General features: G+C 38.8%; 9 protein-coding genes. All 9 read right to left on the bottom strand.

The window, feature by feature from the left end:
• Nucleotides 1-27 precede the first annotated feature (27 nt).
• The 9 genes from QFZ87_RS02595 to QFZ87_RS02555 all read right to left on the bottom strand — a co-directional run bounded on the left by QFZ87_RS02595 (nucleotide 28) and on the right by QFZ87_RS02555 (nucleotide 14,976).
• Nucleotides 28-1,671: a thiamine pyrophosphate-binding protein gene (locus tag QFZ87_RS02595; RefSeq protein WP_309857295.1), complete on the bottom strand. Its 1,644-nt coding sequence runs from the start codon at nucleotides 1,669-1,671 to the stop codon at nucleotides 28-30.
• A 14-nt stretch (nucleotides 1,672-1,685) separates the two neighbouring features.
• Entirely contained in the window at nucleotides 1,686-4,490 is a 2,805-nt protein-coding gene (locus QFZ87_RS02590) for an EAL domain-containing protein (protein WP_309857292.1), read from the bottom strand.
• Between the two features lie 234 nt (nucleotides 4,491-4,724).
• Nucleotides 4,725-6,143 (bottom strand): NAD-dependent succinate-semialdehyde dehydrogenase, encoded by a 1,419-nt coding sequence (locus tag QFZ87_RS02585; protein ID WP_309857290.1) that lies wholly within the window; start codon nucleotides 6,141-6,143, stop codon nucleotides 4,725-4,727.
• A gap of 27 nt (nucleotides 6,144-6,170) precedes the next feature.
• Nucleotides 6,171-7,562 carry a hypothetical protein gene (locus tag QFZ87_RS02580; RefSeq protein ID WP_309867601.1) on the bottom strand — a complete coding sequence of 464 codons (1,392 nt, stop codon included), beginning with the start codon at nucleotides 7,560-7,562 and terminating at the stop codon, nucleotides 6,171-6,173.
• 27 nt (nucleotides 7,563-7,589) lie between these two features.
• Complete coding sequence (locus QFZ87_RS02575; protein ID WP_309857288.1) at nucleotides 7,590-8,738, bottom strand: iron-containing alcohol dehydrogenase; 1,149 nt, start codon at nucleotides 8,736-8,738, stop codon at nucleotides 7,590-7,592.
• A 163-nt stretch (nucleotides 8,739-8,901) separates the two neighbouring features.
• Complete coding sequence (locus QFZ87_RS02570) at nucleotides 8,902-10,509, bottom strand: sigma 54-interacting transcriptional regulator (protein WP_309857286.1); 1,608 nt, start codon at nucleotides 10,507-10,509, stop codon at nucleotides 8,902-8,904.
• 218 nt (nucleotides 10,510-10,727) lie between these two features.
• Complete coding sequence (pdxA, locus tag QFZ87_RS02565; protein WP_309857282.1) at nucleotides 10,728-11,723, bottom strand: 4-hydroxythreonine-4-phosphate dehydrogenase PdxA; 996 nt, start codon at nucleotides 11,721-11,723, stop codon at nucleotides 10,728-10,730.
• Nucleotides 11,723-13,015 carry a four-carbon acid sugar kinase family protein gene (locus QFZ87_RS02560; RefSeq protein ID WP_309857279.1) on the bottom strand — a complete coding sequence of 431 codons (1,293 nt, stop codon included), beginning with the start codon at nucleotides 13,013-13,015 and terminating at the stop codon, nucleotides 11,723-11,725. The genes pdxA and QFZ87_RS02560 overlap by 1 nt, the downstream gene beginning before the upstream one ends.
• Nucleotides 13,016-13,290: 275 nt before the next feature.
• Nucleotides 13,291-14,976, bottom strand: coding sequence for a sigma-54-dependent Fis family transcriptional regulator (locus QFZ87_RS02555; RefSeq protein ID WP_309857277.1), 1,686 nt, complete (start codon nucleotides 14,974-14,976; stop codon nucleotides 13,291-13,293).
• Nucleotides 14,977-15,023: the final 47 nt, after the last annotated feature.

Raw genomic sequence — 15,023 nt, 5'->3', positions numbered from 1 at the left:
GGGCTTCCCTATATGACTTCTTTCTTTTTATTTTCCAAACGATGATAAGAACTTCACCCGGTCGCCCATCGGTGGAACATTATTATCGGTCAACGCTATTTCTAGCAGGGCAGGTCCCTTTAGATCCAATAAGCTGTTAATGACATTCTGATTAAGGTCTTCTAGAGCGGAAACTCTAAAGCTTGGAATATTCATTGCAGCTGCCATTGCACTAATATTGATTGGTTCCTGTTCAAAGGACGGATGAGTACGGCGGAATTGTAATGAATGTCCGTGATACACCATTCCTAAACGAGCATTATTCATGACAACAAACAAAATAGGAAGGTTATATTCTTTCGCTGTTAAAATTTCCATTCCATGCATGAAGAAGCAGCCATCCCCGGTAATACATACGACAGGGCGTTCAGGTTCAGCTAGTTTACTTCCGATGGCTGAGCCAATTCCAGTTCCCATAGCGCCAAAATGTACATTAATATTAAAACTATCCGAATCTATTACCTTCATATAATGAATGACATAGGACATAAATTCACCAATATCAATGGTATATCTAGTAGATGAAGGTAAGCAGTTTTGAAGAGTTAACAAGACATTTTTGGTATTATACTCTTCCATATTCTGAGCAGTATCTTCCCGCTTATCAACGACACACTTTGGCTCTTTCCTCGTTATCCCAAGCGTTCTTAATTCTTCTATTAAAAATAATAAACTTAAATGAATATCACCTAATATCGGCAAATCAACAGGATATTTTCGATTAAATACGGTTTGGTCGAAATCCATTTGTACGGTGAAGCGATTCTTTGTCAGGCTGCCATTGTAGTTATTCGTCGCCGTTTCGCCTAAGCTTGATCCAACAATTAATAAAGCTTCTCCATCGCCTTCCGTGATTAATTTTGACGCAGCCTCATGGCCAGCAAAACCGAACACTCCAACTAAAAGCGGATGGTCTTCAGGAATATATCCTTTTGCTTGCGGCGTAGTCACAATCGGCCAATCTAGCATTTCTGCTAACTCTATTAATTGCTCCGTAGAGTTCCTCATTCCCTGTCCTGCAAAAATATAGCCCTTTTCTCTAGCCAGCAATTCTTTCGCTGCCATTTTTATGAAATCAAGCTCCGGAACAATTGGATCTCTCTTAGGTGGATTCGGGATATCATGATCTTGCACTTGTTCGTGTTGAATATCAATTGGTATCGCAATATGGACAGGACCAGGCACACCTGATAATGCTATTTCTGTAGCTATTACTACTTGGTTTAGTAACTCCCTGGAATCCTTAACTGTTACACTATATTTAGTAACCGAACGGAAGATAGGTTCAGCATCTAGTTCCTGGGAGGCATTTAGTCCTTCAGTGTTGACAGGTACAGCACCCGTTATAAACAACACAGGTAAATGTTCTCTCATGGCGTTCGCCGCACCTGTTACTAAATTGGTTCCGCCTGGCCCACTGCAGCCGATGACAACACTTAATTGATCACTATATTTTGCGTAAGCAGCAGCCATGTAAGAAGCTGCTCCTTCATGCTTTGTGACAATCGGTGTGATTTCCGGCATATCATATAGTTCATCAAATAATGCATTAACTGCACCCGCTGGAATCCCAAAAATATGTTTTACCCCATACTCTTTTAAATATTTTAATACACTACGTGCTGCCTTCATGACAATCCCTCTTTTCACTTATCTTTATCTACGGTAGAGAAAAAGTTTTGTATTATTTCCTGAGCTGTTATTGGTCTGCTGAAAAAATAACCTTGCATCATATGACAATTTCGGGCGGCTAAAAATTCTGCTTGTTCCTTCGTTTCAACACCTTCCGCAATGACATTTAGGCTTAAATTTTGGGCCAACATAATAATTGTATTGGTGATGGCTGCATCATCATTCGTCATGTCTTGTACAAAGGACTTATCAATTTTCAACGTATTAATTGGAAGGTTCTTCAAATAACCTAGTGAAGAATAGCCTGTACCAAAATCGTCAATGGCAATATTAATACCTAAACCTTTTAATTTCTTCATGGTCTTTAAGGTTAACTCAGTATTTTTAATAATTAAATTTTCAGTAAGCTCTAGGTGTAAATACTCAGGCGATAGTCCAACCTTCTTTAAAGCGTTCTTAACAATCGAAAATAAGTTGTTCTGTTCAAACTGTCGTACGGAAAGATTTACTGACATACTGATAAAAGGATATCCTTGGTCATGCCATTCCTTTAACTGTCTGCAAGCCTCCTTCAGCACCCATTCACCAATTGGTACAATTAGACCCGTTTCTTCCGCAATCGGAATAAATTTATCTGGTACAATCATGCCATGCTCTGGGTGATTCCAACGAAGTAAGGCTTCTACTCCTTCCAGCATTTTCGTTTGATAATTTATTTGCGGCTGATAATACAATACTAATTCTTTCTGTTCTAACGCCTTGTACAAGGCATTCTCAAGTTTAATCGTCTCAAATGTTCGTGTATCCATTCCCTCACTAAAGAAATGATAACTATTACCTGAAATTTCTTTTGATTTATACATGGCCGTATCCGCATTTTTTATTAATATTTCTGTTGTATCACCATTATCAGGGAACAAACTAATCCCAATGCTTGTTTTAATATAGATTTCACTATCTACTAAGTTAAAAGGCTTTGAAAATGAATCGATGACTCGATTCACTACTTTTAACACTTCATTTTCATTCTTAATATTAGGTAAATAAATCGTAAATTCATCGCCACCCTGCCTTGATACGGTGGCTGTTTTTGGCACACAATTACTCAACCGCTCGGCAACCTCACGAAGCAATAGATCCCCAAAGCTATGACCAAGGGTGTCATTTACAAACTTAAACCGGTCTAGGTCCAAGTAGAGAACGGCTAGTTTTTCTCCATTCATCTGCGCGTAAGTAATCCCTTGATTAAGCCTGTCTTTTAACAGCACTCTATTTGGTAATTCTGTTAAACTATCAAAATAGGCATGGTACTTAATCTCTTCCTCCAATTGTTTCCTTTGGGTGATGTCCTTAAAGGTAACTACTTCCCCTACAATTTTGTCACCCTCTTTAATAGGAGTGATTACATATTCAACCGGAAAACTAGATTTGTCTTTTCTGATGAACCTATCATCTTTATAAAAATGGTCCCAGTTTCCATCAAAAGGGGTGGGCACATTATTTTGTCCTTTTTGGTCACTTCCATTTGAAAAAATTCTCGTGGCAGATTTCCCTATTAAATCGCCTTTTACATCGTAGCCTAACATGGAAGCTCCCGCAGGATTACAAAAAGTAATATTTCGCTCAAGATCTAACCCAAATATTCCATCACCCGCAGAGTTAAGAATCAATTCCTTTTCACGGCTAAGCTGCTTTAACTCAGTCACAACTTTTTCAAGTTCTTGATTTTTCTCCGTTATTTCTGAAGTTCTCTCCTCAATAATGACTTCTTGTTTCTCCATATATAAGAGGTTTGATAATGTGGAAGCTGTCGCATCAACAATGGATTGTGCCAGCTGTATTTGCGTTTCGGAAAACGAAAAATGATCCCCACCAAGATCAACAACAGAAATTTGCCCTAACACTTCACCCATAGAAACTAAGGGAATCATAAAAAGACCTTTCATCCCGAAATTGCGGCAGACATCATGGTTTGGTCTTTCATCTGCATATACATCTGGAATGAGAATTGGTTTTTTTGTTTCAATAACCTCTTGCATCACCGCATCATTACTTTGGTCAATTTTTATTTTATTATGTGTTCTAATCCATTCTTCTTCAGTCCAATCACTATCTTTACTTAATTTCGCCGGCCGAATCCGTTTCTCTGCTAAAGGATCGAGTAGGTGAACACCTATATTGTAATTATCTAATACCTTTCCTATGTAGGAAAAACACGTATCTAAGCTTTCTTGCATGGAGGAACACATCGATAAATCACGTGTTACATCAAGAAGCAATTGCTTTTCTGAAATAAGATTCTCTTTATGTGTTAAGTTATTGGCATTTTGGATGGCCACAGCAGCCATATTGACGTAGGCTTCTACTGTTTGAATTTCATCGTCTGTTAAATTCATCGGAGTTCCATAATCAAATAAAAAAACCAAGCCAAATAACTCTTCTTCGAAAGAGATGGGAAGAACTAATAATGATTTAATTTGAAATCCATCGACAGCCCTTGGATCAGGTCGGTCATCCTTTGAAGTGTCAGGTATATAAATGGCTTTGTTTGTTTCAATTACCTCTTTTGCTAACAAATCATATTCCGTATCAATGATATGCATATCCAATGTCCAACCATTAATGGTCTCGGGCTTTCCTACATACCCTCTGAATTTCCCATCCACCTGTGGTAAATATATCCCAACAGAATCACATTGAACGATTTCTTCAGAAATGGCGATTGTTACTTGCTCCAATACTTCGCGTAAATCAAGCTTCGTATTAATCATTTCAGTAATATTGGCTAGTCGTGAATATCTTGTCTGCTCCTTTAACATTCAAACACTCCCGGTCATACTATTTCGACAAATTCCCCTATGTTTTTCATTCTACACCAGGTCTCCATCCATTTAATACAGGGATTACATAATTATCATAAATTTTCCTCATTTCCATACTTTTTACCTAATTTATACCTACAACCCAAACCCGTAGTTTAGTAAGTTAGTACTACAAAAAAAGAACCCATATGAATAGGGTTCAGAATAATAAAATAGTTACCGATAATACCTTTATAGGCCTAAGGAAATGTATTTTACTTCTAAGTACTCTTCAATCCCGTGGTGTCCGCCCTCACGACCGAGACCACTTTGTTTGAATCCACCAAATGGAGCTTGCGGGGTGGATGGTAAACCATCGTTTAGACCAATAATGCCATATTCCAATCCTTCAGCAATCCGAATGGCTTCAGAAATATTTTCTGAGAATACGTAAGCTGCCAGACCAAAAATGGAGTTATTAGCACGTAAAATTACTTCTTTTTCACTTGTATAGGTGGTAACAGGTGCCAACGGACCAAAGGTCTCCTCCGTCATGCAAAGCATATCATCGTCCACATCTGAAAGAACAGTAGGCTCAAAGAAAAGACCGTTTGCTTTTTTTCCGCCTGTCTCTAGCTTTGCACCTTTTTCGACCGCATCATTTACGTGCTTTTCTACTTTTGCAATAGCAGCTTCATCAATAAGTGGACCAATTTCAATCCCCTCATCCAGCCCATTTCCGATTCGTAATTCCTTTACTTTCGCTGTAAATCTTTGTGTAAACTCCTCACGACGATCCGCATGTACATAAATTCTATTCGAGCATACACAGGTTTGCCCTGCGTTACGGAACTTCGCCGCAATCACACCATTTACCGCCTTATCCATATCGGCATTTTTTGTAATAATGACAGGAGCGTGTCCACCTAGTTCAAGTGAAACTTTCTTCACTGTTTCAGCCAAGCCGCGCATCAGTAGTTTTCCTACTTCCGTGGACCCAGTAAAAGTAAGCTTTCGCACACGACTATCTTCTAGTAAAACCGCTCCAATTTCCTTTGCATCACCAGTAATGACATTCATAACTCCCTTTGGAATACCTGCTTTTTCAGCTAGTTCAGCAAGCTTTAAAGCAGTAAGGGGTGTTTGTTCGGCCGGCTTCACTACTACCGTACAACCAGCTGCCAATGCAGGTGCCACTTTACGTGTTATCATCGCAGCTGGAAAATTCCATGGTGTAATAGCTGCTACGACACCCACCGGCTGCTTTAGCACAAATAAACGTTTATTGCGCTGTGTCGCTGGAATGGTTTCTCCGTAAATACGTTTCCCTTCTTCCGCATACCAGGCAAGGAATCCATTCGCATATTGGACCTCACCAAGTGCCTCCTTCAAGGGCTTACCTTGTTCGATTGTCATCGTTCTCGCAAGGTCCATTTCATTTTCTTTAATCAACTCATACCAAGCACGAATATAATCGCTTCGTTCATAGGCAGACAGTGCCGCCCATTCGGGAAAAGCCTCATTTGCTGCATCTACAGCAAGTCTCGCTTCGTTTTTTCCTCCGAAAGGAACCGTTGCAATCACCTCGTGCGTTGCTGGATTATTTACTTCAAATACTGGAAGATCATTGCCAATCCATTCACCATTGCAATACATTAAGTATTTTTCCATTATGATTCATCCTTTTTACCATCTATTTTATGAGACTTTTTTTATCTGCTCATTCACTAAATCTTTAGCGAATGTTTCATCATTCTCTCCTCTGAAAAAGTTCTTTCCATAAATAAGGAAACAAAGGATAATCCCCACTGCAAATCCCCACGCTGCGCCCTTTATGGCAAGAACCGCCGCGATAAGGCCAGCTATTCCAAGGTCACGCTGGCTTTTTGACTCTAATATCCCAACTTTAATACTTACATATCCCTGTATTAAAAGCGTCAAAGCCAATGCTACACCTAATATTGGTTGAACAAGACCAACAATCGGAAGGAGTAACAAGCCTGTATTCGTCCCCCAACGGAAAGATCCGGAACCGCCAAAAATAGAATCCATGACTTTACGACCTTGTTTAAAACGTTCAATCACGACTACCTGCATAGCTGCCCACATAGGACCACACATCGTCACATCTGGGCCAAATAAACTCATAATCGTATTACGGCTCCCAAATACAAGATGGGCACGGTTTGGATTATAATCTATTTTTTCATCAGGCCGTAAATCATCTGCTTCACTCACAAGAGCCTTACTTTGTAGCACATCACCAAATAATACAATATAAGCTGCAAGAACGGTCGGTAATCCAGTTATAAACATCATAAATGAAGGAAATCCGACTCCAAACACCGTATATTCATTCCATAAAGCGGAGAAATCTGGACTACTAAATCCCCATTCCACTTTCGGCCATGGTGCTTCACCAAAAAGTGGTGCAATAATGATTGCTAAAACAATAACTGGAAAAATCCCAAGATTTGAAATGGTCGATAATAGCTTATTTTTATTTTTTAATGCATTAAAATGCTGTGAATAGATTAGATAGAAAGCTATTCCTACCGCAATTGATATCGTCCATGGAAAGCTTTCAAATCGGCCGCCCACTTGGAAAACTGAAGTAACCGCGGCAACCCCTGCACCAATAATAACCCCTGACTTAATCGCAGATGGTACAAGGGAGACTACTTTTTGCGCCAGTCCGGTTATGCCTAAAAAGATAGATAATAAGCCAAGTGTAAGCTGGAAGGCAAATAATGCTTGAACCCTTTGTTCCCCTTCAGGAAATTGAGATACATAAGCCATAATCAATGGAATGGCAGGCGTTATCCATCCAGGAATCACTGGATCGCCAAGTAAATGGTGCGTTAAATAAAACAAGCCATTTAGCATGACCACGGCAAGTGCAACCTCAAAGGGCATACCGAGCAACTCCATTAAGAGTGGGATGGCTGCAAGGTCCACTGCACACATTAACAAGCCTTGTACATAATCTGGCCATTCAAACCGATAGTGAATAAACGGCAAACGCAGTTTAAAAGGTCCACATGGAATATAAGGTGATTCCTCACCGTACTGGCGTTTTTTCCACTTCATCATTTTCATCTCCTCTATTTACCTTGTTTAATAAGCAGATCGATAGATTTGTTCAATATCTAATTTAGACAGCAGACGTGGATTATTTTTTAATAACCGATTATTTTTACTCGCATCTTCAGCCATATCTGGGATGGCTTCTTCAGGAATATGAAAGGCGTGTAACCCCTTGGGAATATTAACCTCAGAACATAACCTTTTCATAGCTTGCACTGCTTTATCTGCTGCTTCACTATCCGTTAATCCATCCGTTTTTTCGCCAAGTGCTTCAGCAATGTCCCGGAATCGTTCGACACAGCTAATTTTGTTCCATTCCATAACAAATGGGAGTAATAACGCATTGCTGACACCATGGGCAATATGATATCTGCCACCTAATGGATACGCAAGTGCATGTACCGCTCCTACACCTGCATTTCCAAATGCCATACCTGCCATTAAACTGGCAGTTGCCATTTGTTCACGTGCTTCCACATTGTTAGGATTGGAGTATGCTTTCGGTAAGCTCTTTCCAATCATTTTCATGGCTCCAAGGGCGAGTGCATCCGTAATTGGTGAAGCATTTACGGAAATATAGGCTTCTATCGCATGGACAAGCGCATCAATTCCACTTGCTGCTGTAACAGAGGGAGGCATGGTCAGTGTCATTTCCGGTGCAACGATTGCCACATCTGGAAGCAAATAGTCACTAACAATTCCCTTTTTCAGCTGTGCGTCCTTATCCGAAAGAATCGAGATATTGGTTACTTCAGATCCTGTTCCAGCTGTTGTAGGAATAGCAATAATGGGTGCCCCTTTTACAGGAACTAAATCTGTTCCCACTAGCTCAATTAGATTTCCTTCAAATGGAGAAAAGGCAGCAACAGCCTTTGCTGTATCTATGGCACTTCCACCACCGACAGCAATCAATCCATCATGTTCGCCTTTTCTAAACATTTCTGTACATTCTTCCACAACATAAAATTCAGGTTCAGGCTTCACACCTGTAAAAACTCCATAGGAAAGCCCTTTCAAAAGTGATTGAATCTTTTCAATCACACCTATTTCTTGTAAAATTTCATCCGTAACAATTAATGGATTCTTCATTCCAAGGCGCTCAACCTCATGTAAAAGACATTCAGTTGCACCATTCCCCGTAATTAATTTGTTGGCAATTTTAAAAGTTGAAATATTCACAAAAAAACTCCCCTTTCTATTCTAATACTCTTGCAAAAATCATGCCAAAAGTAGAGAGGGGAGTGTAGATAAGGAAAAAACTATAAAATTCTGAAAACCATTGTCATAATTTTGACATTTTTGATTCGTTTTTTAATCTACTTCAATCCATTTGATTAAAAAATTAATCATTTTGATTCCATTTTTTCATTTTTTGCACAATGGCTGACTGACTAACCTTCAACACTTCGGCAGCCTTTCTCGTCGTCTTATAGCGTTTAAGTGCCTTAGTTATTAACTCACGCTCAAGTATATCAACTGCCTGTTTAAGGGGGAGAATTTCCTCGGGAAAAAGAAAATACTCTGTTTTTGCTGGTTTTATTTCTTCAGGTAAATCTTTTACATCAATAGTGTCATGGATAGTAAGGACTACAAGTCTTTCGATAATATTACGTAATTCACGAATATTACCTGGCCAATCATACTGATGAAGAAAATCAAGTGCTTCAATCGATATTTCCTTTTGACATTGATACTGTGTATTAAAAAAATTTAAATAATATTGAATGAGAGGCAGAAGGTCCTTTAAACGATGTCGAAGCGGCGGAATATATATTGGCACAACATTTAATCTGTAATACAAATCCTCTCGGAAACGTCCTTCCTTCACAAGTCCCTTTAAATCCTTGTTCGTCGCTGCTATAATTCGGACATTAATTTTCTTTACCTTAGACCCTCCAACAGGTATAAAAGCCTGTTCCTCAATGACCTTTAATAATTTCACTTGAACTTCAAGGGGGAGATCACCAATTTCATCGAGAAATAATGTCCCATTGTCAGCAACCTCAAACAGGCCTTTCTTACCCTTTGTTAATGCTCCCGTAAAAGCACCTGCTTCATAGCCAAACAATTCTGCCTCTATTAACGATGCAGGAAAGGCTCCACAGTTTAGTTCAAGGAATGCGCCTCCTTGTCGATTCGAATTTTCATGAATATATTTAGCGATAAGTGTTTTCCCAACACCACTTTCACCATTCAAAAGTACTTTTGCATCTGTTTTTGCTACCCGTTCTGCCTGTGCATACAATTTCACTGCTGCTTCGCTTACAGCAATAAATTCCTCACCATTTCTCTCTTCAATCATACTTCTCGACGATTGACGCAATAATTTCAACTGCTGCAGGTCCTCAATCTCTAACTTTAATCGTAATAATTCGGTTATGTCTCGAACACTATTAATCACATATAATATTTCTCTTTTTCTATTAAAAATAGGAGTACCTGACACAATAATTTTTCGGTCATTGCGGAGTGTCTGCATAACCGTGACCGGCCATTTTGACTTGATCACTTCCATCGATGCAGATTTTGAATAAAATCCAGCCTTAACTAAGTCACTCATATGAAAGCCGATCACTTTATCTGCCGTAATATCGGTAATCCGTTCATATGCTTTATTCACTTTAACCGGTATCCCTCGACCATCCGTAATAAAGACACCATCATAGAGAGAATCGATAATATCAGAAAACACATGGCTTTCGATTAGCTTTATGTATTCCTTTCCTTCAGTATGTTGAATGGAAGAGCGCACATGTTCATCAACTTCCATACTTATTAATTGACCAATGGGCTCATGCAAACGGCCCTTTTGAACCGCTTCATTTAAATCACTTTTTGTAAAATAACCAATCACATGTCCCTGGTCATTTTCCACTTCTAGGACATCTTTATCAGAAGACCTAAACATTTCTACTGCATCCTCGATGGAATCTGTCGAAAAAAGCCTCATTATTAAGTCCTCCATTAAAATCTTCTTTATTAAATTCTTTATACTATATTTACTAATGATATCTCGTATTAAAAAAATGGGGAATTGTAATTGCCTATTATTTCGATCGAATTTTTTTTAATTCCTCCAAAAAAACAGCCTTTTACCTAAGGATATCGGTGTACGATGTATGCACATAACAAACAGGGGAACGGCATGAGCCATTCCCCTGTTTGTTCCTATCTCTTCGGTGCCAATTCAATAGCTGAGTTGATCGCAGCAAGCATACTTTGTTCAGCTGCAATGTTTTTACCGGCTATGTCGAAGGCTGTTCCGTGGTCGACGGATGTGCGGATAATTCCGCCTTTTAGTCCCACTGTGATGTTGACGCCATCTTCAATGCCCATAACTTTAATTGGCGCATGGCCTTGGTCATGATAGCAGGCTACTACAATATCGAAGTCTCCTCTTCCTGCTCTGAAGAAAAGAGTGTCCGCAGGTAGTGGCCCTGTTACATTAATCCCTTCTGCCTGTGCTTGTTCAATACCTGGTTGTAATTTTTCCTCTTCTTCTCCGTAGCCGAATAAGCCATTTTCCCCTGCATGTGGATTAATGCCACAAACCGCGATACGCGGGTTATCGAAGCCTGCTCGTGAAAGTGTTTCGTGTGCTAATTTAACCACTTTATAGGTTCTTTCTGGATTGATGCTATTGATTGCATCAATGAGACCCATATGTGTTGTTAAATGAATCACCTTTAAATTTGGTGTTGTGAGCATCATGGAGAAATCCTCTGTATCCGTTAGGTCAGCCAAAATTTCTGTATGTCCTGGGTACATGTGGCCGCCTTTGTGCAAGGCTTCTTTATTCAACGGTGCCGTACAAATGGAATCAATTTTTCTTTCTTTTGCAAGTTCAACGGATTTTGCAATAAATTTAAAGGCTGCATCTCCAGCAATTGATGAAACCTCTCCAAATGGTAAATCCACTGGCACGATGTCTACATCAATTACATCGATTGTTCCATATTCGTACGTTCCTTCAACTGGATCGTTAATTATATTAATCTTTGCACTTGATTCAACAATCGGTTTTACGCGTTCTAGTATTTTTGCATCCCCGATGACGACAGGACGACAAATTTGATATATTTCCTCATGCGCAAGTGCCTTGACAATGATTTCAGGTCCAATTCCTGCTGCATCTCCCATTGTAATCCCAATTACTGGTTTCATTATGTTAACTCCCCCTTTAATTTGTGAATTGCGTTGATAAATACCTCTGGTGTTCCAAATCCCCCAGCCTTTGTTATCACATAAAAATTATCATTTCCATAAAACTTCGAAATCGGTACACCAATTTCCAATTCATCGAATAGTTCAAAGCCTTTAACATCCCATAGATGGCAAATTTGTTTTGCAGTGTCTCCACCTGTCATTGAAACACCTTTAAAATAGCCTTTTTCTAAAAGAACGGCACAAACAGAGCCGATAGCTTTTACGATTTCATTGCTTATCTGTGTATGGGTTAAGCCTTTTGCTTCTCCTATCTTCCAAGCCTTTTCAATATCGCTTGCTTCACCAGTAGAATAGATGACAACATCTCGGCCATGTTCAGCGTTTTCCACCGCTTGATTATAGACTCTTCTAATCTCATTTGCACGTTCTTCTTCATCTAAAACCGATTTGTAGGATTCAAATGCGATTGGACACACATTTGTTTTTTCTAACAATAGCTTTAACTGTGCTCTTGAGTTTTTATTCACACTTCCTACCACTGTAAGAATTGGACCATCGTTTTTTGGAATCAACAATTCACGTTGCATTTCTGGTAAATCATAGTAAGCTGGAAGATAATTTGCGATTCCAGCTGAACCTACCCATGAGAATTGGTAACGTAACTGCTTTGTATACGCTAAAATTTGCTCTAAATGCTGTTCCTCTGTTGAATCGACAATAATGTAAGCGATGTTTTGTTCAAAATAATGATCTAACTTTTCTTGAATTCTTGTCACACCTTGCTCCAAATCATCGAGTGTTATCGTTCCCATTTTTTGCTTTGTTTGTTCCTGTAAAAGCTCTGGCAAAAAAGAGAGGGTAACAGGCGTTTTCGGGTCCTTAGAAATTTCTGTTTCTGCTAATGGAACTCCATTCAAATAATGAGAGGAGTTTAAGACTGTACGGTTATTTTTAGGATATCCTGGTGCAATCATCATAAAATCCGGTTTAACCACATTATAGACCGCATCAATTTCTGCACCAATATTTCCTCTCATCGTGGAGTCAATTTTTTTGAAGATATAGGGAAAGCCCGCTTCCTTTAAAAAGCTCGCCACATCTTTTACCTTTTGATAGGCTTCTTCACGTTCGATGGAACGACTGTCTGTATCAAAAATAATTGCCTCATAGTTACGGATTGATTCTTTATCTATGTCAAATAATACGGAGGTTTTCAGACCATGTTGTGCTAATTGAACTCCGCTATCATTAGCACCTGTTAAATCGTCTGCTATGATTGCTAATTTCATTTTGTTGTCCTCCCCATGAAAATCACGAGGTGCCTCTCAATCCTGAACCACCTGTAAGATTGTTTAATAAAGTAACACCAGTTATTTAGTAACCGTTTACATTTATTATCTTAAAATAAATTGTTTATAAAAGCAACACTTTTTTCATAAATTACTATTAACGGAGATTATGATGTTTCATTTCGCAACAGTAAATAAGAGTAGGAATTTTCCCTTTGTTCAGAACTGTAAAACCTGTCTTATTTTCCCTAATAAAATAGGCGTAAGCATAAAGATTACTCTTTAAGCTTACGCCATAAGGTTGCACGATTAATGCCTAATCGTTCTGCTGCTTTTGTTTGATTATGATTTTCTGCCTTCAATGCCCATTTAATGATTTCCTTTTCAATTTCCTTGAGGGTACCCTTTTGAAGAATGTCATTGGATGGTAGGTATTCATTCGTATTCGCTTTTTCAATCGTTTCCTTTTGTATCACATAGTCCTTCGAATTGAGGGCAACCTGCTTGATTAAGTTTTTCAAATCATCAATCTGATTCGGATAGGTATAGTTCTCTAAAAACCGTAATGCCTCATGGGTGATTTTCACAGCTGTTGTTCCATATTTCTGATTGTAGTATGCGATGAAATATTGGGCCAGGGTGCGAATATCCTCTTTTCTTTCAGATAGATTCGGCATAATGATTTTCGTAAGTTTGAGTCCTGGAAGGAGCTCAGGAACAAATCCATTTTCTGAAACGATGAAAATACGAACCTGATGTTCTTGGCATTCCTTTAAAAAGTGGGAAAGTATTTCGTGATTGTCTGCATATTCCGTATTCATCAGCTTGACTGTCTGAATCTTTCGTAACGGCAGCTTGTCCAAATATTGTTGCTCAAATTCCTTAAAATTAATGGTAACAAGCATGCCGCCATCATTAAGCTTTTTATGGATATAATGCATAATAAAGGCCTTGCTTGTTCCTTTTCTTCCTTCTAATAGGATGATTTGATTGCTTTTATATAGTGTTTCAATATGATTGAGTATCGTCTTGATCGAAACAGAGGTATCCGCAATTGGTTCACTTGCAATTTCCGTCTCGATTGTAAGTCCCTTTCGCTTGATAAGTGGCATTGTATTTTTTTCTATTACTATGACCTTGTAACGTTTCTCATCAACTTGAACACAGTAGCCCGTCACATTAATCGTCCTATCATCAAGCATAAGATTTCTCGTCATTTTATGTTGATTGATCTCAAGGTCTGTATTAAATATGTATAAATGTTCCTCTGTTAGTGGATTGGAGGGAAAATCCGTCCAATGCTCATAAATCATCTTATTTTGCCCATCGACAATCATTAGATTTTGATTGTTATTTAATATATATTGCTCCATGACCTTTGTGACACTGTTTTTGTCTTGTAGATAACGATAGAGAATCTCCGCATCCTCAAGTGAAGTCATAATCGACTCTTTGCCTGATTGAATTAAAAAACCCTTAAGACCATATGCCTTTGAGGTTTTCATTGTAATCACATCACCCACAATTTGCTCATAGCCAGCGTTTTTTAGTTCTAAAATTAATGGGGCTACCTCTGATTGATCGGAAATCGTGAATACTTGTAATGGAAGGTCTAATAAGTCAATAATGGCTTGAGCCCCAGAGGTAATATTTGAGAAGCCCACAATCGCAGTCTTTCTTTCCAAATTTGTTGCCAAAGAAAGCGACCGAATCATGTCATATCCGGAAAGGTGCATATCCAAAACAGGAATCCGAACGTTCTTCTTAATTAATTGAGCCGTTCCACCCCTACTAATAAGAATATCTGCTCCATTTTCCTCCGCATGAATCGCCCTCCTAACTCCTTCCTCTAAATCGCCAAGTGAATAGGTAATATTAAGTGTAGGAAAAAGAGGGATACATTCCTGAATAACAGGAATCATCGCTTCATACGGTACCACAATATGTATATTAATCTTCATCTGAATACCTGCCTTCTTGCTACCATTATTCATTGTAACATCATATA

It is taken from the genome of Bacillus sp. SLBN-46 (assembly GCF_031453555.1).
In the GTDB taxonomy this organism is placed as follows: domain Bacteria; phylum Bacillota; class Bacilli; order Bacillales; family Cytobacillaceae; genus Neobacillus.
This window is presented reverse-complemented; position numbering and strand designations above follow the sequence as displayed.